The sequence below is a fragment of the Psychrobacter sp. I-STPA10 genome (assembly GCF_021012795.1).
In the GTDB taxonomy this organism is placed as follows: Bacteria; Pseudomonadota; Gammaproteobacteria; order Pseudomonadales; family Moraxellaceae; genus Psychrobacter.
Window position 1 is genome coordinate 1 of sequence record NZ_VFYU01000015.1, and the last position, 24,821, is coordinate 24,821.

The window sequence follows — 24,821 nt, forward strand, 5'->3', positions numbered from 1 at the left end:
TCGTCCATTGTATGTTATGCCTAAACTAAGATAGTTTTAACTTCAATTTGAAGTACTCATATTTAGAGTAGTTATCTTATTTAGTGAGCCATTCAGTATATCATCTTTTTAATATCTGTCAAGCTTTTTTTCAATTCTTTTTCCTTCGTTTCAATCCAAACTTCTTTATTTATTTAAAAGTGTTTAGCTTGTCCCGATGAGGTGCGTATTATACGCTAATCTTCCTCAGTGTCAAGAAGTTTTTTTACTTTATTTTTAGTTGATTGTTTTTATTCATCTCTGAATATCTCCACCCAACTTCAAATATCCACTAACTCAATTCCTCAAGCTAGCCTTCCCTCTTAACAGGCTGCGTATTATATACAGTTTTTTAAAGAGGTCAAGGGCTTTTGCAAAAATAATTTTTGAGAGGTTCTTGGATGGCTTAGCTTTTAATAGTAATGATTACACTACAACCACTCTCAACTTATCACCCCCTCCTAACCTCCCCTTTGAAAAGTAGGAGGAATTGGCTTTTAAGCCCTCCCCTTAACTTAAGGGGAGGGTTTGGGAGGGGTTATATATAACTTTAAAAAATAAAATTGAGAATAGCATGGGAATACTTTGATGTTATTACTTTACTTTAGAATACTCTGTTGCAATAACTTCTATTAAAGTGTTGGTCGGTTTAAGTAAGGCTTTTTAGCCCTGATAGTAGCGGTTATCCTACTCGGCTGGGCGGGGTGCGAGGGCTAGTGGCTGAGACAGTGTCGAGGCAACAGTAATGTCTCAGCTCGTGCCCTCGCCCCGCCTAGCTGAGTAGATATGAGCGGATAGCAGGATTTGCTACTAATAATAGTTTATAATGGGGATATGTTAGGGTCAGCGGGGTACGTTGGCTTTTTTTACTATCTATTTTTTACTATATAATAGTGATATAAATATTATTTGTTTATTGTTTGGATATAAGATTATGGTCGCAATTACTTTGCCTGATGGTAGTGTGAAAGAGTTTGAGGGTGCAACTTCGGTGATGCAGGTTGCTGAGAGTATCGGTGCGGGTTTGGCTAAGGCTACGGTGGCTGGGCGTGTCAATAGCAAGCTGGTTGATGCCTGCGATCCGATTACTGAGGATGCGTCGGTTGAGATTGTGACGCCTAAGGATGATGATGGGGTGGATATTATTCGCCATTCTTGTGCTCATTTGCTCGGTCATGCGGTGAAGCAATTGTATCCTGAGGTGAAGATGGTGATTGGTCCTGTGATTGAGGATGGCTTTTATTATGACATTTATAGTGAGACGCCGTTTACGCCTGAGCACATGGAAGCCATCGAAAAGCGAATGATGGAGCTGATTAATCAAAATTATGATGTGGTTAAGAAGATGACCCCTCGTGATGAGGCGATTGAGATTTTTGAGCGTCGTAATGAGAGTTATAAGCTACAGTTGATTAATGATATGCCTGAGGAAAAAGAGTTTGGGTTGTATCATCATCAAGAGTATGTGGATATGTGTCGTGGGCCGCATGTGCCGAATACGCGCTTTTTGAAGGTGTTTAAGCTGACCAAAATGAGCGGTGCGTATTGGCGTGGTGATGCTAAAAATGAGCAGTTGCAACGTATTTATGGCACGGCTTGGGCGGATAAGAAGCAGTTAAAGGCGTATATTCAGCGTATTGAGGAAGCCGAAAAACGGGATCATCGTAAGATTGGTAAGGCGTTAAATCTGTTTCATATGCAGGAACAAGCACCGGGAATGGTGTTTTGGCACCCAAATGGTTGGACGATTTATCAGGTACTTGAGCAGTATATGCGTAAAGTGCAGCGTAACCATGGTTATCAAGAGATTAAGACACCGCAAATTGTGGATCGTAGTTTGTGGGAAAAGTCGGGACATTGGGGCAATTATGCGACCAATATGTTTACGACTAACTCAGAAAATCGTGATTATGCGATTAAACCAATGAATTGCCCTTGCCATGTGCAGGTATTTAATCAAGGCTTAAAATCATACCGTGATTTGCCTTTGCGTTTGGCAGAATTTGGTTCGTGTCATCGTAATGAGCCATCGGGTTCGTTGCATGGACTCATGCGGGTGCGTGGGTTTACTCAAGATGATGCACATATTTTTTGTACGCAAGCACAAATTCAACAGGAAGTGGCTGAGTTTATTAAGTTAACGCTTGCGGTATATGATGATTTTGGTTTTACTGATATTGAGATGAAACTATCCACTCGCCCAGAAAAACGAGTGGGAAGCGATGAGTCATGGGACATTGCTGAGAAGGCATTGGCAGATGCGTTAGACAGCTCGGGACTGGATTGGGAATATTTGCCGGGTGAAGGGGCATTTTATGGCCCGAAAATTGAGTTTAGTTTACGAGATTGTTTAGGTCGGGTGTGGCAATGTGGTACGATTCAGGTTGATCCAAATATGCCTGAGCGATTAGAGGCTGAATTTGTCAGTGAAGAAGGCCATCGTGAAACGCCAATTATGCTACACCGTGCTATTTTAGGCTCGTTTGAACGCTTTTTGGGGATGTTGATTGAGCATTATGCTGGTTGGATGCCTGTGTGGCTTGCCCCGCAACAGGTGGTGGTGATGAATATCACGGATAAACAAGCCGAAGTCTGCGAAAATGTGGTCGCTGAGCTAAAAAATGCAGGTCTGCGTGCCATTAGTGACTTGCGTAATGAAAAAATTGGATTTAAGATACGAGAAAGAACGTTAGAACGTATCCCCTATATGCTAGTATTGGGGGATAAGGAAGTCGAGTCTGGACAGGTCAATGTGCGTACCCGTGAGGGAGAAAACCTTGGCGTGATGTCTACAAGTGACTTTATTAAGTTAGTAGAGCAAGCCATTGCTCAAAAGGGACGGTTGGTTGATGCTAAAAATATCATCAATACTTAAAGTACTCTGCATAAGATGTTGCTATAACGATAATTTAGAGAAAATAAAATGAAAAATGCGGATACTGATTTTGTCGCTATAAAACCTGAAAAAGTTGAAGAGTTTTTATCACTTTCGTTAAGTGATAAAATTGAATACACTGAACGTGAAGGTATCAAGTCTGCTGTACTCTGCGATGTTCATGCTCATGATTTTACCATTAGTATGTTTCATGCTTATATAGACTACTATTTTTTGAAACCTTCAAGTCAAAACTGTCACATATACGATAGCGAGGCTATCAAACAAACATTAAAATCAATGCGTGAGATTGAGTGGAAATCATTTAATGAGGAAGCGAAAAACTATATCGCTGAACAAGAAGGTGAAAAACCTGATTGGTTTGGTGTGGATTTTTATCCTCATGTTCAGAGCTTATTTAAGTATGCTGATGATAATGATATGTACGTTGTTTCATTCGAGGATTTTAGTAACCTAGAGAGTTTTGAAGATTTTGAATGAGTTTTATTTTATTTTTCTTAATAAGGAGTAAGAGCTATTAAACAGTCAAACCGTTTGAACATCAACGAAGAGATTCAGCTAAAAGAAGTTCGTCTAGTAAAAGAAGACGGCGAACAAATGGGCGTGGTCGATATAGAGACTGCGCGTAAAGCGGCTCGTGATGATAATCTGGATTTGGTCGAATTAGTACCTGATGCTAAACCGCCTGTGTGCAAAATCATGGACTACAAACGTTATTTGTACGACCAAAAACAAAAAGCCAAAGAAGCGAAGAAAAATCAAAAGCAAACGCAATTAAAAGAGATGAAGCTGCGTCCGAGTACCGAAGAGGCAGATTATCAGGTGAAATTGCGTAAAATCATCAGCTTTTTGGAAGACCAAGATAAGGTAAAGGTCACCATTCGCTTCCGTGGGCGTGAAATGGCGCACCAAGATATTGGGCGTCAGCAACTTGAGCGTATCATTGAGGATACCGCTGAGATTGCCAATGTTGAGCAACCTCCTAAAATGGAAGGTCGGCAAATGGGCATGCTGTTAGGCCCTACTCGTAAGAAATAATATGGCTAGATGGCTAGTATAAAAACTATCTAGTCCAGCTAGCGCCGTATGACGATTCACTATGAGAGTAAAGGTTTATTTAGTTATACTATTTAAAAAGCCATGCTTGTAACAAGCATGGCTTTTTATTTTTATACCATCCTAAAATAACTCAAGGTAAACAATCAACTTAAGGTTAACATTAATAAACCATAGCTGTTTAAACCTAGCTCTCAAAATTGACTACTTGTAACTCTCCATCAACAGCAGTAATGACTGTAACTTGTAATCTATAAATTGAGCCATCTTTATCAATTTCATAACACACCGTTGCTGTCTTATCACGCTCTAAGCCTGCTTTTTTAACACTTGTTATTACTGTTTTTGTACAAAGATTGGCGCGATTATAAGATACTTTATGTAAATACCAAGTACGTCTTGTCTCCTGTACTTTTACACCTTTGGGATCATAAGTAGAGGAAGTAAAAAAGTCACCTGATTGATCAAGATTTGCTATCTTTGGTAAAAATGCATGACTATCAACCACATTTTTATAATGGTTTTTTCTTGGGAGTGGATCACTAACAATTTCAAACGGATTAGTGGTAACAAATCCTTCCACTTCTGTGCGTCCGGTGGATATACCATCCACCTCAGACTCAGTTATTGTACTTACTGTTAAATAATTTTTACCATTGATAAAGTATTGTTTTCCTGGTTGTGTTGTTACCATCATCTTCCAACCTTTATAGTCCTTTCCTTGAGCATATAAAGTATAATGACTGAAATTTGAATATATCTTTTCAAATGTATCGGCAACAGGATATCGGGTCACCTCACTATAGTTATTTTTGTCACTACCATCACCACCACAAGCTGTTAATAAGATTGAAGTACCCGCAACAATTAAACCAATTTTTAGAATTTTCATGACCTATATCCTTTAATATGAATGTAAGATTAATAGTTTAATAGATTACTAAATACAATAAATAAGTAGCTTCTATATCCATTAGTTTAATGTAATGAATCTTAAAATACTATTAAAAAAGAAAACAGATATAAGAAGGTGTTTAATTAAGTAACAAAAATATGAGCTATTCATCCCTTTATCTTTCCTATGATACAATCTTATTTCATATAGATCTAACTATTGGTTCATGACCACTATTAATACAATAAGGATAAATTTATGCAAGAATTAACGCCTCCTGAAAATACTAATTCATCAACCATCAGCTTAACCCCACCTGAGCCAGTCAAAGAAGTACCGACCAGTGAAGCAGATCAAATGGTAACACTGGATAAAAGCCAAATCCCTGAGCTAGATGCCAAAGTCGATGCTTTCGTGAATCATGTCATCACCAATCCTGTGCAGAGTGATGAGTTTAAGCAAAATGTGCAGACCATTCATAATCTAGGTAATCAAGAAATTCGAGAGTCGGCACAAGTATCTAATCGTATGCTAGATTTACCCGCCAAAAGCTTAGACAAAAGCCTATTTGATAATTCCCCCATCGCTAAGTCACTCACTGAGCTACGTGGTATCGTGGAGGATTTAGATCCGAGTAAAAAAGAGCTGACCAGCTCACGTAAACTATTTGGTATTATTCCTTTTGGTAATAAAGTACAAGATTATTTCCGCCAATATGAGTCAGCACAATCACATATTAATGCTGTGGTAACCAGTTTGTATAATGGCAAAGATGAACTGCTCAAAGACAATGCGATGATTGAGCAAGAAAAAGTCAATATGTGGAATTTAATGCAGTCGATTCGGCAATATATTTATGTAGGCAAAAAAATTGATGAGCAACTAGAGCAAAAAGTGTATCAAATCGAGGCCACCGATCCCGAAAAAGCCCGCATTATCAAAGAAGAGATGCTGTTTTATGTGCGCCAAAAAAATACGGATTTTTTAACTCAGTTGGCGGTGAATGTGCAAGGTTATTTGGCGTTAGATACTATCCGCAAAAATAACCTTGAACTTATCAAAGGGGTTGATAGAGCGACAACCACCACGGTTTCTGCCTTGCGTACAGCTGTGGTGGTCGCACAAGCGATGACCAATCAAAAACTGGTTCTTGATCAAATCACTGCGCTAAATAAAACCACCAGTAGTTTAATTGAATCAACTTCAGCGATGATGAAACGCCAATCGGCTGAAATTCATGAGCAGGCGACTTCTAGCACCATTGAGCTTGATAAGCTACAAAATGCGTTTAATAACGTCTATGAAACCATGGATATGATCAGTACTTATAAGATACAAGCACTCGATAATATGAAACAAACTGTGAATACATTAACGGTGGAAGTGGATAAAGCACAAAAATATCTTGATAAAACCAATCAAACTACGGTTCTTGAAGTATCAAAGGAAATCGATGCAAAAAAAATTGCCAATAAATCTGGTAATGTGGTCGATATTGAGCTGTAAAAATTTTGCGATAATAACCGCATAATATGTTTGGCTATCTAGGCTTTTAATTTATTAAACAACGGTCATTACAAAAGAAAAGCCCCATCAAAATTATTCGATGGGGCTTTTTTATATTTGCTTGTGTTCATATTAACTATGAACCAAATCATGCAACTTTATAAAGTTTATATTCGTTACTTAGATTTTACCAACTAAGTCTAGGCTTGGTTTTAGAGTTTTGCTACCTTGTTCCCAAGCGGCTGGGCAAACTTCACCATCATTGTCACGAACATATTGAGCAGCTTTCACTTTGCGAACCATGTCTTTAGCAGAACGACCGATGCCTAGGTCATGGATTTCTGCCACTTTAATGATACCATCAGGATCTACGAGGAATGTACCACGTAGGGCAGCATTGTCTTCTTCAATCATGATGTTAAAGCCACGAGTGATTTTACCAGTACCATCACCAAGCATTGGGTAAGTTACTTTACCAATGGCTTCTGAAGAATCATGCCATGCTTTGTGCACAAAGTGGGTATCAGTTGATACAGCATACACTTCTACGCCTAGAGCTTTTAGCTCTTCATAATGGTTTGCCATGTCTTCAAGCTCAGTTGGGCAAACAAAAGTAAAGTCATGTGGGTAGAACATAAAGATAGCCCAGCCACCTTTTACGTCTTCTGAAGTGATGGTTTTGAATTCACCATTGACAAAAGCTTCAGTGCTAAATTCAGGAATTTCTTGATTGATAATTGCAGCCATTTAAGACTCCTTGTTATTGTGGTTGATTGTGTTGTGGTTAATTGTGAATGTGTTCTCTTAATCGACAACACCTACTATACCGGAATTTTATAATTAGTGAATTTTAAAGTTTTTAATCTGATATTTTGTTTTATTAATACAATATAATGATACACACTACTACAGATACAACTATTTTTAGGGTATATATGAACAAATAGACTGACAGATATTCAGTATTTTAACCGCTGAAATGGTATCATTAGTTTACTAAACTATTTACTTATAAACCTTTTTGCCTTCTATTTTGAATAATTATAAGAGAACACTGATGATCACTTTACGTCAACTAGAATTTGCTTTAGCCGTCGCCAAACATCGTCATTTTAAACGAGCAGCCGAAGATTGTAATATTTCACAGTCTGCTTTGAGTTTAGGGATTGCAGAGCTGGAAAAACAGCTTGATACACAAATATTTGAACGTAATAACAAACAAGTTTTAATCACCCCCATTGGTGAAGACTTATTACTACGTGCCAGACGTATTTTTTCTGAAATTAATGATTTAACAGCGCGGGCACATAGTCATCAAACACCACTTGCGTATCCGATGACCATTGGTATTATCCCAACCATTGCACCTTATTTACTGCCAAAAGTATTGCCAGACCTCAAACAGCAATACCCCGATTTTCAAATTACTTTGGTAGAAAAACAAACCGAGCGTCTACTGGAAAAAGTACGTTATGGCCATATCGATACTGCCATCATCGCCCTACCCTATCAAGTTGATGGGCTACATACATTTGAGTTTTGGTCAGAGGACTTTTTTGCCGTATTCCCCAGTGAAGATCCTCACGCTCATTTGAGTGTCATCTCATCGGCTGAGCTAAGTGATGCCAATTTGATGCTACTTGGTGAAGGTCATTGCTTAACTGATCAAGCCTTATCTGTCTGTCACTTTGACCATGATGCAATGAAGTCTAGCTTTGCTGATGCCAGCTTGAATACCTTAATCCAAATGTCACTTGCAGGAATGGGTACAACATTAATTCCAGAAATGGCAGTAAATCAAGTACAAGAACAAAGTCCAGATATCACCACCATTCCACTGAGTGAACCAGGACCCCATCGCCGTATCGCCTTTGTCACTCGGTTAAACTATGCTCGAGTTGATGATGTGAAATTATTGGGAGATTTATTCCGCCAGTCTTTACTAACACATCACTCCAAGCACAAACAAAACCAGTAGCTCATGTTCAGCCCAGCTGAGAAGCTAAGTACTTCTTTACAAACTCATTTTGATCAGCTAATCAGCCGCTATGCACCAAATTTGTCTAAAGATAGACGATATGCTCAGTGGCAGATTATCAGTGAATACTATAATGCCCCACATCGTCACTATCATACCTTAAGACACGTTGCATTTTTATTAAATGAGTGGCAAAAATATCAAAGTCAGCTTATTGATGCAGATATGGTGGCATTAGCGATTTATTATCATGACATCATTTATGAGCCATTACGCAAAGATAATGAGCATCAAAGTGCACAGTTTTTTGCTGATAACTTTGCTCATCTGCTAAGCCCACAGCAGATACAGGTAGTGGTGAGTTTAATAGAGATGACCGCTAAACATTCGCTAGAAATACCACAAATAACCGCTAAACATTCGCTAGAAATACCACAAATAGATGATAAAACTGAGGCAGTTTTATATTCAAGCATACAGCAGTTTAAAGTCGATGCTGCATTATTTTTGGACATGGATTTAGCCATTCTTGGTATGCCTTGGGGGCAGTATGAGGCTTATGCCAAAGCGGTACGTCTTGAGTATATACAAATAGAGTCCACTCAATATCAGCAAGGTCGAAAACAAGTTTTACAACGCTTGCTCTCCAAGCCTTACTTATATTTTACCTCAAGTTATCGCCAGTCCCATGAGCAACAGGCAAGACAAAACATCAATCAAGAGATGCAGTTATTAGCATCCATGTGATGTTTGTCCTGCCTATCTTTTATTTACTGTTTTATCTACTGATATCAGTTAAACCTTTTTACATATTACATAAACTTAATCCATAAACGGATAATCAGTATAACCCTCTACGCCACCACCATAAAACAGCTCTGCACGAGGCTCATTTAGCGGGGCATCTTGTTGGATACGCTCAGCAAGGTCAGGATTGGCAAGATAACTGCGTCCAAAGGCGACTGCATCAATATAACCTGCCTGCATATTTTTTTCTGCCTTGTCGGTATCATAATCACCAGCACAAATTATCAAATTATCAAAAGCATCGCGAATTTTTTGACGAAATTCATCGGTATAAGGTTTACCCCCTGCCCAATCAGGCTCAGAGATATGCAAGTACATCAAGCCTCGTTTATTAATCTGCTCAATCAACCAGATATTATCCTCAACTTCATAGCCTGCATCGACTTCATTAAATTTGCCCCAAGGTGATAGACGAATACCAATATGCTCAGCGTCCCACGCCTGCACACAAGCATCAATGACTTCAAGCATTAATCTGGCTCGGTTTTCACGACTGCCACCATAGTCATCATCACGCTTGTTGGTCTGCTTAACCCAAAACTGACTGAGCAAATAACCATGTGCGCCATGTATTTCTACACCATCAAAACCTGCCTTTTTGGCACATTTTGCCGCATGCGCATAATCACTAATGACTTGTTTAATATCCTCCTTACTGGCAGGGCGTGGCGGGGTGGCATCAACTCGAATCATCTGATTATCATTGTCTCGCAATGAGGTACGTGCACCCACATCAACGGCAGAGGCAGAGATGGGAGCTTGGCGATTAGGCTGAACGCTTTTATGCGACACCAAACCAGTATGCCATAACTGCACTACGATTTTACCCCCTTTGGCATGTACTGCATCGGTAATGACTTTCCAAGCGGTAATATGCTCATCGGTATATAAAGCAGGTGCACCCGCTGAGCCTTTGGCTTGCTCAGACATCTGCGTCGCTTCGGTAATGATTAACCCTGCACCAGCCCGCTGTGCGTAATATTCTGCTGATAAGATATTGGGCATATCCTGAGGCTCAATGGCACGTAGTCGGGTTAATGGTGCCATAAAAATACGATTTTTTAGGGTTTGCTTACCCATTTTTAGAGGTTGAAATAAAATGTCGTGTGCCATGGTTTTACCTTACTTAAATGTTGTTTTACCTTAACTATTATAGAAAGTATTGATTTGACGATATTAAATTGAATATCTCAAACATGGCTATATACCTATGATTTATCAAGGTATATTTACAAACAAAAACACCTTTACGCTATTTACTGCTTTTTTAGTATCTCCTGTTTTATATTTTTTGCTTATAAAATATGGGTGGTGTTTCAAAAAGTATGCTGTGGGTATTTTTAATAAATTACCATATCAGCCCTCCCCCTAGCCCCCTCCCAGTGGGAGGGGGAACAGTTCCCTCCACCTTTGGGGGAGGGTTAGGGAGGGGGTAGCATACTTTTTAGAACACTACCAAAATATGATTAAAATTCATTCTCATTTTCCATCGTATTGCTTTGTCTGGTAGGATATAAAATAACGTTGACAAGTTAATCCGCAGAATATAAAAAGGACTGCAATATGGACTTTGCTCATATTACCCCACCTTATGCCCCGTCAGCATGGCTTAACCTTGATGGATTAGATGCCAATATCCATCAGGTCAACCAGATGACCAGCAATATCAATCTACGCATTGCTTCTAAATCCATACGCTCAATAGATGTCTTAAAATATATCCAAGCAAAAACGCCAAACTTTATTGGTATCATGAGCTTTTGCGCCCAAGAGTCCGCTTATTTGCTTGGCAATGGTTTTGATAATGTACTGTGTGCCTATCCAACCTTTGACCGTGCAGGTATTATCAAAACCCTACCTTATTGTCAAAACGGTGCAACCATGATTTGGATGGTTGATAGTTTTGAGCAATGGCAACTGCTTGAAGAGATTGGACGCCAACACAATCAAACCCTACAAGTGTGTTTAGATATTAATATGTCGATGCCTCTGCCAAAGCTGTACTTTGGTACCAAGCGTTCATCACTATTTAATATCAGTGATATCAAAAAACTACTCAAACAAACTAAGAAATTTAAACACAGCAAGCTAACAGCGATGATGGGGTATGAAGGACAAATCGCAGGACTGCCCGAAACCCTACCTGATAAAGCAAAACTTGCCCCTGCCATTCGTGCCTTAAAGGCATTATCAAAAAAACAAGTCAGTAAACGTCGGCAAAAAATAGCGTATTGGCTCAATAAAAATAACCACCCACTGACGCTAGTTAATGGGGGCGGTAGTGGCAGTATGGCGTTTACCTGCCTGCAACCTGAAATCACCGAAATTACGGTTGGCTCTGCCTATTACTACCCTGCTCTATTTAGCTATATGGACAGCATGACAAACTTTACCCCATCGGCAGGCTTTGTATTGCCTGTCACTCGGCAACCTGAGCCAAAAGTGATTACCTGTCATAGTGGCGGATTTGTGGCATCAGGGGCAATGGGAGCAGACAAAGTACCGCAGATTGTCTATCCAGATAATTTGAGTATCCTTAAAGATGAAGGCTATGGCGAAGTACAAACTCCAATGCAAGCCACTGGCAAACTCAGCGTTGGTATTGGTGATTATGTATGGTGTCGCCATGCCAAAGCAGGGGAATTATGTGAGCATTTTAATGAGCTGATTACCTATCGTAAGATTGACAATCAACACCAAACACAAGGAAGTATAACCACCTACCGAGGAGATGGACAATGTTTTCATTAAAGCAGTGGCAAAACTCACCCCATTGGCAAAATTGGGTCGGCTATGTGACCGCTACCCCTGAGCAAAAACTCACGCCTGAGTCGATTGCAGCCTTACAAGATATCGTCAAAAATGCGGTCAAAAATAACAAACGGGTACGGGTAACTGGTGCAGGACATTCTTTTAATGGCTGCGCACGACCTGAAGAGATTGCCGTAAGTTTGCACCATCTACGGGGTATTGATAGTGTTGATAGCATCAATAAAGAAGTGACTGTGTTTGCAGGGACTTATCTTTATGAGATGGGCGACTTATTGCGTGAACATGGCTTTGCTATGGAAAATATGGGCGATATACAAAACCAAACTGTGGCAGGCTCTATCAGTACTGGCACACATGGTACAGGTATCACCCTTGGCTCAGTATCTAGCCAAATTGTCGCTTGGGAATGGGTCGATGGACTCGGTAATTTGCATCAGCATCGACGCGGAGATGATGAGCTATCCAACGCCTTACATATTAATATGGGGATGCTTGGCATCTTTACGCGTTTGACCCTAAAAGTGGTAGATTTATACGGACTGCGAGAAGAAAGTGCCGTCTTTGACTTTGACACAGGGTTGGCGCTATTTGATGATGCGATGCGTGCCAATCGACACATGGAATGGTTTTTATTCCCTGGTACCAATAAACTCCAACAAAAAACACTCAGCATTATTGAGCCCAAACCTATGAGTGAATGGCAAAAATTTAAGGATAAAATAGAAAGTAAAGTAGTATTAAACGGGGCGTTTTATTTGGCTTCTGAGCTGGCACGTAAAAATCCTAAATACACTAAATCGGTCAGTCAGCTTTCTGCTGATAATATCCCCAATACCATCCGAGAGGGCTATAGTTACGAGGTGTTCCCCAAGCCACGAGGGGTACGGTTTAATGAGTCGGAATATTTTATTAAATTAAGCGACTTTGCTGCCTGTATCAGTCACATCAATGAGGCTTTGCTTGAGGATACCAAAGGCTCACACTTCCCCATTGAGGTACGCTCGCATAAAGCCGAAACAGGATTTTTAAGCCCAACCCAAGGCAATGACAGCGTGGTGCTTTCTTTTCATGTGTATAAAGGCATTGATAGTGAACCATTTTTTAATTGGGTCAAAGAACAAATGGCACAGTGGCAAGGGCGACCTCACTGGGGCAAGGTCAATAAACTCAGTCATCAGGAATTATTGGACTTATACCCTGATTTGCCAAAATTTTTGGCACTACGCCAACAATATGACCCACACAATGTCTTTATCAATGAGTGGTTAGCACAAAAATTTTTAAGCACTTAGGGTCTGTTGAACTTTCACCCCGTAAGGCTAATATCTACAAGGATACAGCTCCTTTTTACTTTCATGTAAAAATTGGCTAAATTTGCCTTATTCTGCGTTAATGAACTTGTTAATATCCAGATATTACCTACGTTCATTGCCTTGACTAAGTCAAATTTTTCTCAATTTTTCCTATGAAGATGAATGTTCAACAGACCCTAAATATTCAATACCTAAATTTAAATATCTCAATGCGACAACTTAACAGACCATAAAAAGAAAGCATCAAAATAGGCAAAGCATAAAAAAGGCTTATCATTTTAAAATGATAAGCCTTTATAGAACTCCCCCCAAATCCTCCCCTTAAAATAAGAAGAGGGCTGGAAAGCCATTTCCTATCTATTAAAAATGATAGCCTACCTTCATGCCCAATGCGTAACCTGACCCATCATCAATGGTCGCCACTTTGCCATCGGCTTTGGTTTCAATATCACCACCATCAAGCCACATATACTGGCCACCTGCTGACACGCTTAAATTTTTATTAAACTGGTATTTTGCACCAATACCTGCTGTTTTTACTGCTCCATAAGGTCCTAGTAGAGTCAGTGGTGTACCTGTGCCGTGGTCATAACCTAAACGCACTTCACCAGAAAGCTGAGGGGTAAACTTTTTGCCCAAGGCTACTTCAACAGAATAACCATCTTCTGGGTAGCTTGCTAATGGCTCTTGTGTCGCTTGTGTGGCAAGTGGGGGACTCACTTCAAACTTACTCCAATTTACCCAACGTGCATTCACCATACCAAGCAATTGATGCTTTTCACTTAAACCTGTTTGAAAGTCTAAATTAACAGACTGCGGAAATTTAACCTCTGTTTTACCAGCCATAGGCAATCCTGCCTCTGCTGGTGTCGGAGTCACACCATCGCCTCCCAATGCTACTGGTATAACAACTTGCAGGTTTTCTTTTCCTGACATTTGATAAGTGGCTGGCGCACGATAGGTCACTGCCGCACGCAAGGCAATTTCTGGTTTTTCATACGCCATACCGACCACTGGTACAAAGGTATGGTCATCTTCAAAATCTAGAGAATAAAGCGTGGGTGCAGGTGCTAACTGTGCGGCTAAACCATTAATGGCTTGCAAAATTTGTTGTTCTGGCACAGATAAGCTATTATTTTGCTGTTTAGCAACCAGTTTTTGGTAGTCCTCGACTGTATTGATACCAAACTTCGCACCTACCTGATTAACAACTTGAGAAACTGCTACATTAAATCCAACGGGCTGTGCTCCTGTAATATGACCTTTAATGGTTTGATACTCTAAACCACCATAAATAGAGAAATTATCAGTCACATTTCCTTTGCCTAATAAAGTTAGGCTTTTATTACGCACTCGGGCTTCGGTTGCCCCTATCTCATTATGAAAAATACTGCCTTTTGGATAAATGGTATCAACACCAAAAGGCTCTTCATATATCAATGCCAACGCTGTATCGGCTGTGGGTGCAATTTTTACCGCTGCTCCTGATAAATCAAAATCATCCATCACATCGTCAATACGATTACCAGCGACATCCTTACCTTCCATCTTTGGATCCACATAAGCATAAGACAGCTCAGCATAGTTACCCTCTTCAAATAATGGGGCAACCGATTGCTTGGTATATTCTAGCCCCGCAGCGTGGCTGATACCCACAATGCCGACACAACCACCAAGAACAACAGAGATGTGTTTGGCTAACATATTCTTTTTCATAACAAGTTCCTTTTGTCAGTTAGCAGAAATTTGATTCTATTAATCTGTATACTAAAAAAACGGCTTAATCAAAAACTTAATCTTGATTAAACCGCTATTATTCTCTTTTGTCAATCTTGATACTATAAATCTACTTTACTCAAAACAAAATCTATGTCTTTATCACCACGTCCTGATAGATTAACTAAGATACTATCATCAGCAGACATTGTCTTAGCAATCTTCATGGCATAGGCAATGGCGTGTGCAGACTCCAGTGCAGGAATAATGCCTTCAAGGCGTGATAATGTCATAAATGCGTCCAGACATTCAGCATCTGTCACTGACTCATAACTCGCTAATTGTTTATCTTTTAATAGTGAATGTTGTGGTCCAACACCAGGATAATCCAATCCAGATGCAATTGAGTGTACAGGTGCAGGCTCGCCATTCTCATCCAGTAAGACATAACATTTAAAACCATGTATAGCCCCTTTAACCCCCTTGCTCATTGTAGCGGCATGATTAGGCGTATCAAGCCCTTCACCAGCAGGTTCCACCCCTACCAACTCCACACACTCATCTGCTAAAAATCCACTAAATATACCAATAGCATTCGAGCCCCCGCCCACACACGCCACGACTTTATTTGGTAGCTTTCCTGTTGTCGCTAAAAATTGCTCACGGGCCTCGTGTCCAACTACTGATTGAAAATAGCTGACCATTTCAGGATATGGTGCTGGTCCTAGAGCAGAACCAATGGCAAATAAGCTGCTGTCTACCTGACCCAAATAACTCTCAAAAGCACTGTCTACTGCCTCTTTTAACGTCCCTGCTCCTTGTGACACAGGTACAATATTAGCACCCAAGATTTTCATACGGCTCACATTGGGGTGCTCTTTTTTGATATCGACCACCCCCATGTGAATTTCACATTCGAGACCCATCAACGCTGCGGCTGTTGCCAATGCGACGCCATGCTGCCCTGCTCCAGTTTCGGCAATGACTTTGGTTTTACCCAGTTTTTTTGCTAATAGTACCTCACCAAGACAGTGATTAATTTTATGTGCCCCTGTATGATTTAAATCTTCACGTTTAAAGTAAATCTGGGCCCCACCACCCTGCTCACTCAATCGTCGGGCATGATAAATAGGACTGGGTCTACCCACATAGGTCTCACGCAAGCGTTGCATTTCATTGATAAAATCATCACTTTTGATAATTTTACGAAAGCCTACTTCTATCTCATTCATGGCACGGGCAAGCTCTGGGTGCTCAATCTTACCACCATATTCACCATATAACCCCTCATCACTGGGTAAAATGGATTGATGCAATCCATACTTATCGCAGGTTTTTTGGGGGGTATCTTGAGTTTTATTTACAGTATGAGAGTTAGAGTTATTTGCTGTTGTCATAATCAACCTCAGGTATTTTAGTCATAAACCAACCACTATATTGCTAAATGGAAAGTAAAATGAAAGACAAATCTATGTATTCGTGTTCTAGTATACTGAAACTCATTCTAAGTTATCCATCATCTTAGGTCAAGTGACGTTGACAGAGTTTGTTTACTAGCATGAGTAGATTAAGCGAGTTTCTCAAAGATACGTTTTTTAGCGAATTGTTTTCATGGTCGCCAACAATTTATCGACAGGCTCTTGATGCTTTAATGGATTATCCACCACCCAATTTGAAAAATTCTCTGCCAACACTTCTTCAGGGTCATTCATATAGTCAGCGTTGGGCTGAACACGTGCCAAATAGTTGGTATCTTCTTGCGCAACGAACAATGGCTGGTTATTGACATAGACAGGTTTTGATTTGCCATTCACTGTTTCGACAGCCAATAATCCGTCGTTAAGATAGGCAAAGAATGGCAAGTTCGTTGCGACATCATACGGTTCAGCACTCAAAGATAATGGCACAAAGGTATAAACTTTGCCTTGATAATCTAAGTCTATTCCATAATGAATTTGTGGTGAATCGGGGTTGGTAATACGTAATGCATTTAGCTCAGACGGCAAATCCAGTGGTGGTATTTTTTTGAAATTAACTGTGGCATACAACTTATCACGTTGATTGCGGTTATAACGAGAATACACATGAGAAAATTCATGTGCCACCAAGTGATTAATATCAGCTTGCGGCATGGTTAGAAAGTTTGTGGTTAACACAATATAGTCATCTCTGGTATAAGCTGCCCCTGCCTCAACCAGGCCATTCGTCAACACAAATTTTAAATTAGCAGGCATATTTAAATGCATATCTGCAATTTTTCGTTGTAGCACTTCAACAGCCGTCATTACTTTTTGTTTAGAAGCAGTATCCCAATTTACAACTGCTTTTGCATAATAGTTTTGCAACTCTTGCTGAGTCAGTGGACGCTCACTTTTGAATTTAGCTTGCCAATCAAATGGGCTTAAAGCCTCGATATAATCATCAGTTGTTGCCAGTAGTTTGATGCTCGCATCTTTGTTTAAAAAAACAACTTGGATATGGTTATCGTCATTTTGTGTCTTAGATTGAGATTGACTGGCTGTTTGTGTAGTCGTGGCTGATGTTGGCGATGTTGATACAGATGTTTGAGTCGTACAAGCGGTTAAACTACTGGCAATCAGTATGGCAAGTAATGTTTTGATGGGTGGCATGAGAGCTATTTTCCTTATTTTGAATTTGTTAGGTGACAATTTGATATATAGCTAAATATTATCAAACAGCATAGCAGATATTGTACTACTATCACACGACAAAAGACAAAAAAGGAATAAGTGATTGATATAAAAGAAAATTTAATATTTACATCTAAATAGATTGACTATCTACTTATAAAAAATGGTGCTCTTGCCCAGACTCGAACTGGGAGGCCATTAGGCCATGGATTCTTAGTCCACTGCGTTTACCAATTTCGCCACAAGAGCGTGGTGCTCCCACCCAGAGTCGAACTGGGAAGCCCGAAGGCGGCAGATTTTAAGTCTGCTGTGTTTACCTGTTTCACCATGGGAGCAGTTTTAGATTAAATCACTACTGTGATAACGATGTTATTCACTGCAACTTAATACGATAAAAACGCCGTATAAAATCTATCAAAAAATGGTGGCGAAGGTTGGATTTGAACCAACGTGTCTTTCGGAGCCAGATTTACAGTCCGGTGCATTCGACCAACTCTGCCACTTCGCCATAAGTTTTTAATACTGTGTAGATGTATAGTTATATCATTGTCGTAATTATCTAACCTGCTAATTGTCTAGCTTTTAATCACTATATAAAATGGTGCTCTTGCCCAGACTCGAACTGGGAAGCCCGAAGGCGGCAGATTTTAAGTCTGCTGTGTTTACCTATTTCACCATGGGAGCGGTTTTAGATTAAATCACTACGGTGATAACGATGTTATTCACCGCAACTGAATACGATAAAACGCTATCAGAAAATGGTGGCGAAGGTTGGATTTGAACCAACGTGTCTTTGGGAGCCAGATTTACAGTCCGGTGCATTCGACCAACTCTGCCACTTCGCCATGTTTTGCTGTTTTATAAAAAATAATGAAAATCAATAAATAATAGGCATAAAAAAAGAGCCTTTCGGCTCATCTGGTTGCAAATTAGTTTTCAGCAATTACGCTGAGACTTTTGCACAGATAAGCCATGGTATTTTGAGTAAACTAAATAGCTTGAATATAAGTTACCCAGATATAAAGCATTGCTCAGTAAGCCAGTTACTAAGCTGTTTGCTAAATAAGACTGTTTAATACTGTGTAACATAATATTCTCTCACGCTTATCAAAGCGGTAATTTAATGAGTGTTAATAATATGGTTGTCATTATAGACATAGAATTTTAGAAGTCAACAACTTTTTTAAATTTATTTAAATTAATTTATTATAAAAATTAATTAATACTACCCGCCTCACGTACATATATCCCATGAAAGTTGAATGTTCAACAGACCCTAATTAAAAATAGCAGGCATAAAAAAAACGAGCCCAATGGCTCGCTTTTGCTATTCTAATCAGTAAGGCAAATTTTACTAATTTTTAGGCACAAACGAACCACGGTATCTTGGGTATAAATAACCCAGATAACCTAATGGTAAGTAAGTGCTGTGATTAGTTTGTGTCATAATTAATGGTTTTATTGATAACTTTATTGATGGTGTAATTGTTAAAATTTTGCCAAAGTATAAGTTTTTAAAAATGTGATGTCAAATTTATCGTTTTGACTTGTCAGCAATGTTAAATAGGAACTTACGCAACACAGCTTAAACAATATATGGCTAACAATCCAAATATTTCTGGTAGCTCATTAAAATGAAGTCATTGCCATAAAAGCATAAAAGACGGTCAAATCACAAACATATACATTAAAAAATAGGATATTGATATGAATGAGTTATATTTTAAAATGAATACCAAAGCATTCACATATTCGTCTATTTTAGATATCTTAGCGAATAATCATAGTTACTTATCTATTGAAAGATATGAAAAAATTGAAAATCATGAAAGATATTCAGATGGAATAAGCTTAAAAACAAAGTACATGACTGCGAGTATAGATACTTATGAGAGCAATGGCTGCCTTTCGGAGACACCCTATAGTTACGACGCTCCAGAATTTGGTATTGTTGATTTTGAAGTATACCCTTGTCTCTTTATAAGCATGAACTATTTTCCAGGATATGAAGAAATAATAGATGTTACAGAGCTGTTTAAATTTTTATCTATATTTATGGATATAGATAAATCTGATTGTATTTTAACTTCACCTACTTATGATATCGTCTTCTTTCGCAAAGATAATAAGTTTTATTTTCCAGAGAACTCTTCTATTACTAATGACTTCTCACGAAATTGGAGTGATATAAAAGATAGCTTTGATAGCTAAAGCAAAACACCAATCATGCTATGAAGATAACCTTAAATATAATTTCGTTACTACCCTTTGGCGATTTCTAAACCATCTATGCGATGGATAACCACAGTTGCTTGATAACGTCCAACAGCACAAATTTCTAAACCATCTATGCGATGGATAACGTGATACATACCAAGTTTGATTACCGTGGATTTTTCTAAACCATCTATGCGATGGATAACACGCCTATTTTGTCAGCAAACCTTGCCTTGTTTTTCTAAACCATCTATGCGATGGATAACGCTCCCAGTCCGGACGATTTACACTAATATCATTTCTAAACCATCTATGCGATGGATAACTAGAGAGCATCGAGGGGGGAGGTGGCTGGATTTTTCTAAACCATCTATGCGATGGATAACCTGGTGCTGACCTATCTGGTGCTGATTTTACTTTTCTAAACCATCTATGCGATGGATAACTTCCAACAAAATTTTGCAATACTTCGGGCTGTTTTCTAAACCATCTATGCGATGGATAACGCATAAAAAATTCAAATCGAAAGCTGTTATCATTTCTAAACCATCTATGCGATGGATAACTGCCAGGGCAGTTAAAACAACTGGCATCTGAATTTCTAAACCATCTATGCGATGGATAACCATATTAAAAAAAAGGGTATAATAGCTATAGATTTCTAAACCATCTATGCGATGGATAACAGATACAAGCGATTGTCCACAGTCATCCCAACTTTCTAAACCATCTATGCGATGGATAACCAGTAACGGGGGCAACCCCTGGCACCCAAACTTTTCTAAACCATCTATGCGATGGATAACATACATTATATCATAATGTATTCAAATACCGATTTCTAAACCATCTATGCGATGGATAACACCACGGATTTTTTTCATATATTAATACGAGCTTTCTAAACCATCTATGCGATGGATAACCAAACAAACTGGCTAACTTATCAGCTTTCGGCTTTCTAAACCATCTATGCGATGGATAACCTATAAGAAAACCTCATCTGTGTCCAGCAGGTTTTCTAAACCATCTATGCGATGGATAACTCAAAAAATCTTCGCTCGGAAGATATGTTCCTTTTCTAAACCATCTATGCGATGGATAACTAACCATTGACCACACCCAGCTTAATGCAGCATTTCTAAACCATCTATGCGATGGATAACCGTACCTTTTTAATGCTCTCTATGGCAAGTTCTTTCTAAACCATCTATGCGATGGATAACTGAAGATGACGGAAAGCCAGTAAAAAGTCGTTTTTCTAAACCATCTATGCGATGGATAACGGCAAATCCGAGTCAGCAAACTTACAGCAGATTTTCTAAACCATCTATGCGATGGATAACAATAAGCGGACGGGTCTTTTAATACATCAAACTTTCTAAACCATCTATGCGATGGATAACCTGGAAGTTTCGCCACCCCAGTAAGCAGTGGTTTTCTAAACCATCTATGCGATGGATAACGCGCCGCAACTTGAGGAACAGCGGGTAGCTATTTTCTAAACCATCTATGCGATGGATAACAACAATACTTATGGTGTTGCCGGTGGTAGCAATTTCTAAACCATCTATGCGATGGATAACCTGGAGTCGCTGGAGTAACAATATCGTGCTCATTTCTAAACCATCTATGCGATGGATAACCAACCAGTGGGCGGTCTGCCTTGTCATAGTATTTTCTAAACCATCTATGCGATGGATAACTTGATGATAGGGTTTCAGATATGCCAACAATGTTTCTAAACCATCTATGCGATGGATAACGGGGCTAGGTGATGAATATCGTTTTTGCTCGTTTTCTAAACCATCTATGCGATGGATAACAGTCTAATAAGATTCCTGTCAAAAAATATTTTTTTCTAAACCATCTATGCGATGGATAACTCCACGCTTTCTTCTGCAAACATGCGTCAATTTTTCTAAACCATCTATGCGATGGATAACACAATGTGGTGCGCAAAATTGGAGACATCACATTTCTAAACCATCTATGCGATGGATAACTAAACCGCATACGCGCGCGAAATGGCGAAATATTTCTAAACCATCTATGCGATGGATAACGTCACCCACACCTCTTATGGCATAGGCTTTAGTTTCTAAACCATCTATGCGATGGATAACCAGCAGCTTTAGATGTCATTGATGCATCAACATTTCTAAACCATCTATGCGATGGATAACTAGAATTATAGCGTTAAAAAGTCAGTAATAACAAGGTATGCAAGGTAAAAAACCTTAATTTACCTTCTATTTTTTCTTTGTTTTCAAGTTATTGATTTTAATTATTATTTTTATAGGCGTAAAAAAAAGGGTATTTTGCTAGGGTCGCTTAAATGAGTAAGGTGGGTAAGGTAGGTTTGGTTGGAAACGAAAACCATAAGCAAAATACAAACTACGATAAATGGTTGTAAGTACTCAGATGTGACCGCTAGCCCTGACGCTAGCGGTTATCCTGTCGGGCTAGGCGAGTTGCGGTGGCTAGGTTTTGGGGTGGTCGCTCGCTTAGATGGAACGCCCCAAACCGTGTCACCGCCTCGCCTAGTCTGGCAGATAATAGCGGTCGGCAGGAGTGGCTACAAAAAACTTATTGAGCCACTTTACGCCATTTTAAATAGCGGCGGCAACTTCTGCGCCATCACGAATGGCGCGTTTGGCATCGAGTTCGGCTGCCAGTTTTGCTCCACCGATAAGGTGGTATTCTGCATTAGGCGCATCAGCAACATTGGGCATCAGCTCATTAACGGATTCTTGCCCTGCACAGACGACCACACTATCGACTCGCAATAGTTGACTGTGTCCTTGCGGGTTGGTAATCCAGATGCCTTCGGTAGTGATTTTCTCGTACTGCACACCTGAGATTTGGATAACGCCATGCGACTTGATATGCGCTCTGTGTACCCAACCTGTGGTTTTGTTAAGCCCTGCTCCGAGTCGCCCTGCACTGCGCTGCATCAGATAGACTTGCCGAACTGGGGTGATTGGCTCACGTTTCACCAGTCCACCATCGGTTTGATAGTCGCTATCTAGGGTGACGCCCCATTCTTCTCGCCAATCTTCAATAGGCTGCGGTGTGGGTCGATAGTCGGGGTCTTTTAGCGTCTCTTCACCTAACTCATGTAATGGCTGTCCGTGATTGGCGGTTAGGTATTCACTAACGTCAAAACCTATGCCCCCTGCACCGATAACGGCAACAGTCTGTCCCACTGTTTTTTTGCCAGAGAGTAAGTCAGCATAGCTGATAACTTGCGGCAATTCTGCGCCTTCGAGGCGACCTGCTAGGCTACGCGGCACAACCCCTGTGGCAATAATGATATGGTCAAATCCACCGTCATCAAGTAAGGCTTTATCAACTTTGGTGTTGAGGTGTATGGTGACACCTTGATGCGCAAGCTCAGTGGTAAAGTAGCGAATGGTCTCAAAAAACTCTTCTTTGCCGGGGACGACTTTGGCGTAGTTAAATTGTCCGCCTAATACGTCTCTGGCTTCAAATAAAGTAACGTCATGTCCTCGTTTGGCAGCCACCGTTGCCGCTGACATACCTGCAACACCACCACCAACGACGGCTACTTTTTGTGGTTTTTTGCTCTTTTTATACACCAGCTCGGTTTCGTAACAGGCTTGCGGATTGACCAGACAGGTTGAGCGTTTGTGCTGGAAAGTATGGTCAAGACAGGCTTGGTTACAGGCGATACAGGTATTAATACGGTCGGTGTCACCAGTTTTGGCTTTGTTTACCCAGTCGGGGTCTGCTAAAAATGGACGTGCCATTTGGATAAGGTCGGCTTGTCCTTGTGCAAGAATATTTTCGGCAGTCTCTGGCATGTTAATGCGGTTAGACGCCATCACAGGAATGCTGACGTGTTTTTTGACCTCATGGGTAAAGTCCACAAAGGCAGCTCTTGGTACACTGGTGACAATGGTAGGGACTCGAGCTTCGTGCCAGCCAATGCCTGTGTTGATAATAGTCACACCTGCCTCTTCTAGTGCTTTAGCAACGGTGATGACTTCGTCCATGACGTTGCCATCTTTGACCAAATCAAGCATCGATAGGCGGAAAATAATAATAAAGTCTGAGCCGACTGCCTCTCGTACTGCTCGCACCACATTTAATGGAAACTTCATGCGGGCATAAATATCACCACCATATTCATCGCTGCGCTGATTGACATGGCTTGATAAAAATTGATTGAGCAGATAGCCTTCTGAACCCATGATTTCCACGCCATCATAGCCTGCCTCTTTGGCAAGTGTGGCACAACGAGCATAGTCTTCGATGGTTTGCTCAATGTTTTTGATGCTCATTTTACGTGGTTTAAATGGGGTGATTGGTGATTTAATGGCACTTGAGGATACTGAAAATGGGTGATAGCCATAGCGTCCACTGTGCAGAATTTGCATGATGATTTTGCTGTCGTGTTTATGCACCGCTTGGGTGACTCGGCGATGGTTTAGCACGTCTGCTTTGGTGTTCATCGTACCACCAGCAGGCAGTAACCAACCTTCACGATTGGGCGAGATACCGCCTGTAATCATCATACCTACACCACCTTCAGCTCGTCTGGCAAAGTAGGCGGCTAGCTTGCCATAGTTATAAAAGCGGTCTTCTAACCCTGTGTGCATTGAGCCCATAACAATACGATTTTTTAGGGTAGTAAAACCCAAATCTAATGGTGCAAGAATGTGTGGATAAGGGGAGCTACTTTCTTCAATGTCAGTGGTGGTGATTTTTTGTGCTGTGGTGGTAGCGACGGCTGCCATAGCAATGTCCTTATTTAACTTTAATGGTGTCTAACGGTATGAGGGTATTTGGTGCATAATAGTTGCACCATAAAATAGTAATCCATCGTATCATATTGGATTTGTTAGCAGCCATTGCTACAAACGACTGATGAGTGAACGAAAAAGAGGGGATTATTTTTATTCAAGAGAATATGTTATTTAAGAAAAAATGTGTTTTAGGTAAGTTGCAACACATACATCCTTTAGTAGTG

At 40.0% G+C, this 24,821-nt stretch carries 16 protein-coding genes, 5 tRNA genes and 1 CRISPR repeat array; of the genes, 9 read left to right on the plus strand and 12 right to left on the minus strand.

The window, feature by feature from the left end:
- Positions 1-952 precede the first annotated feature (952 nt).
- From thrS to infC, 3 genes are read left to right on the plus strand one after another with little or no spacing between them, the layout of a single operon-like run.
- Positions 953-2,893 carry a threonine--tRNA ligase gene (thrS, locus tag FHK89_RS06855; RefSeq protein ID WP_230658425.1) on the plus strand — a complete coding sequence of 647 codons (1,941 nt, stop codon included), beginning with the start codon at positions 953-955 and terminating at the stop codon, positions 2,891-2,893.
- A gap of 48 nt (positions 2,894-2,941) precedes the next feature.
- Positions 2,942-3,394, plus strand: a complete 453-nt coding sequence (locus FHK89_RS06860; protein ID WP_230658428.1) for a hypothetical protein — start codon at positions 2,942-2,944, stop codon at positions 3,392-3,394.
- 54 nt (positions 3,395-3,448) lie between these two features.
- On the plus strand, positions 3,449-3,952 hold the full coding sequence (gene infC, locus FHK89_RS06865; protein ID WP_230658431.1) for a translation initiation factor IF-3: 504 nt from the start codon (positions 3,449-3,451) through the stop codon (positions 3,950-3,952).
- Positions 3,953-4,157: 205 nt separating this feature from the next.
- Here the strand turns inward: infC and FHK89_RS06870 are convergent, their stop codons facing one another.
- On the minus strand, positions 4,158-4,862 hold the full coding sequence (locus FHK89_RS06870; RefSeq protein ID WP_230658434.1) for a hypothetical protein: 705 nt from the start codon (positions 4,860-4,862) through the stop codon (positions 4,158-4,160).
- Between the two features lie 261 nt (positions 4,863-5,123).
- Here FHK89_RS06870 and FHK89_RS06875 point away from each other — a divergent pair, with 261 nt between their 5' ends.
- The gene (locus FHK89_RS06875; RefSeq protein WP_230658437.1) at positions 5,124-6,371 is read left to right on the plus strand and encodes a toxic anion resistance protein; all 1,248 of its coding nucleotides are present in this window, start codon (positions 5,124-5,126) and stop codon (positions 6,369-6,371) included.
- Between the two features lie 180 nt (positions 6,372-6,551).
- On the opposite strand, the gene ahpC is transcribed toward FHK89_RS06875, so the two are convergent.
- The gene (ahpC, locus tag FHK89_RS06880) at positions 6,552-7,118 is read right to left on the minus strand and encodes an alkyl hydroperoxide reductase subunit C (RefSeq protein ID WP_230658439.1); all 567 of its coding nucleotides are present in this window, start codon (positions 7,116-7,118) and stop codon (positions 6,552-6,554) included.
- 310 nt (positions 7,119-7,428) lie between these two features.
- Between ahpC and FHK89_RS06885 the strand changes: the two genes are divergently transcribed.
- Entirely contained in the window at positions 7,429-8,349 is a 921-nt protein-coding gene (locus tag FHK89_RS06885) for a hydrogen peroxide-inducible genes activator (protein ID WP_230658442.1), read from the plus strand.
- A gap of 3 nt (positions 8,350-8,352) precedes the next feature.
- The gene (locus FHK89_RS06890; protein ID WP_230658445.1) at positions 8,353-9,096 is read left to right on the plus strand and encodes an HD domain-containing protein; all 744 of its coding nucleotides are present in this window, start codon (positions 8,353-8,355) and stop codon (positions 9,094-9,096) included.
- 75 nt (positions 9,097-9,171) lie between these two features.
- Here the strand turns inward: FHK89_RS06890 and nemA are convergent, their stop codons facing one another.
- Positions 9,172-10,269: an N-ethylmaleimide reductase gene (gene nemA / locus FHK89_RS06895; protein ID WP_230658449.1), complete on the minus strand. Its 1,098-nt coding sequence runs from the start codon at positions 10,267-10,269 to the stop codon at positions 9,172-9,174.
- Positions 10,270-10,719: 450 nt separating this feature from the next.
- On the opposite strand from nemA, the gene FHK89_RS06900 reads away from it, so the two are divergent.
- Positions 10,720-11,907 carry an alanine racemase gene (locus tag FHK89_RS06900; protein ID WP_230658452.1) on the plus strand — a complete coding sequence of 396 codons (1,188 nt, stop codon included), beginning with the start codon at positions 10,720-10,722 and terminating at the stop codon, positions 11,905-11,907.
- The gene (locus FHK89_RS06905; RefSeq protein ID WP_230658455.1) at positions 11,895-13,220 is read left to right on the plus strand and encodes a D-arabinono-1,4-lactone oxidase; all 1,326 of its coding nucleotides are present in this window, start codon (positions 11,895-11,897) and stop codon (positions 13,218-13,220) included. The genes FHK89_RS06900 and FHK89_RS06905 overlap by 13 nt, the downstream gene beginning before the upstream one ends.
- 381 nt (positions 13,221-13,601) lie before the next feature.
- Here the strand turns inward: FHK89_RS06905 and FHK89_RS06910 are convergent, their stop codons facing one another.
- From FHK89_RS06910 to FHK89_RS06945, 8 genes are all read right to left on the minus strand, one after another.
- Complete coding sequence (locus FHK89_RS06910) at positions 13,602-14,957, minus strand: outer membrane protein transport protein (RefSeq protein WP_230658458.1); 1,356 nt, start codon at positions 14,955-14,957, stop codon at positions 13,602-13,604.
- Between the two features lie 122 nt (positions 14,958-15,079).
- A complete protein-coding gene (trpB, locus tag FHK89_RS06915) occupies positions 15,080-16,354 on the minus strand; it encodes a tryptophan synthase subunit beta (RefSeq protein ID WP_230658460.1) in 1,275 nt (424 codons plus the stop codon).
- A 198-nt stretch (positions 16,355-16,552) separates the two neighbouring features.
- On the minus strand, positions 16,553-17,587 hold the full coding sequence (locus FHK89_RS06920; protein ID WP_230658463.1) for a hypothetical protein: 1,035 nt from the start codon (positions 17,585-17,587) through the stop codon (positions 16,553-16,555).
- A 185-nt stretch (positions 17,588-17,772) separates the two neighbouring features.
- Positions 17,773-17,857 (minus strand) — tRNA-Leu (locus tag FHK89_RS06925).
- Between the two features lies 1 nt (position 17,858).
- Positions 17,859-17,943 (minus strand) — tRNA-Leu (locus FHK89_RS06930).
- Between the two features lie 87 nt (positions 17,944-18,030).
- A tRNA-Tyr gene (locus tag FHK89_RS06935) sits at positions 18,031-18,116 on the minus strand.
- 91 nt (positions 18,117-18,207) lie between these two features.
- A tRNA-Leu gene (locus FHK89_RS06940) sits at positions 18,208-18,292 on the minus strand.
- Between the two features lie 75 nt (positions 18,293-18,367).
- Positions 18,368-18,453: transfer RNA gene (locus tag FHK89_RS06945), tRNA-Tyr, on the minus strand.
- An 862-nt stretch (positions 18,454-19,315) separates the two neighbouring features.
- Here FHK89_RS06945 and FHK89_RS06950 point away from each other — a divergent pair.
- On the plus strand, positions 19,316-19,819 hold the full coding sequence (locus tag FHK89_RS06950) for a hypothetical protein (protein WP_230658465.1): 504 nt from the start codon (positions 19,316-19,318) through the stop codon (positions 19,817-19,819).
- A 64-nt stretch (positions 19,820-19,883) separates the two neighbouring features.
- A CRISPR array of direct repeats spans positions 19,884-22,011; the repeat unit is 28 nt; unit sequence TTTCTAAACCATCTATGCGATGGATAAC.
- Between the two features lie 426 nt (positions 22,012-22,437).
- Here FHK89_RS06950 and FHK89_RS06955 read toward each other — a convergent pair.
- Positions 22,438-24,588 carry an NADPH-dependent 2,4-dienoyl-CoA reductase gene (locus FHK89_RS06955; RefSeq protein WP_230658468.1) on the minus strand — a complete coding sequence of 717 codons (2,151 nt, stop codon included), beginning with the start codon at positions 24,586-24,588 and terminating at the stop codon, positions 22,438-22,440.
- Between the last annotated feature and the right edge of the window lie 233 nt (positions 24,589-24,821).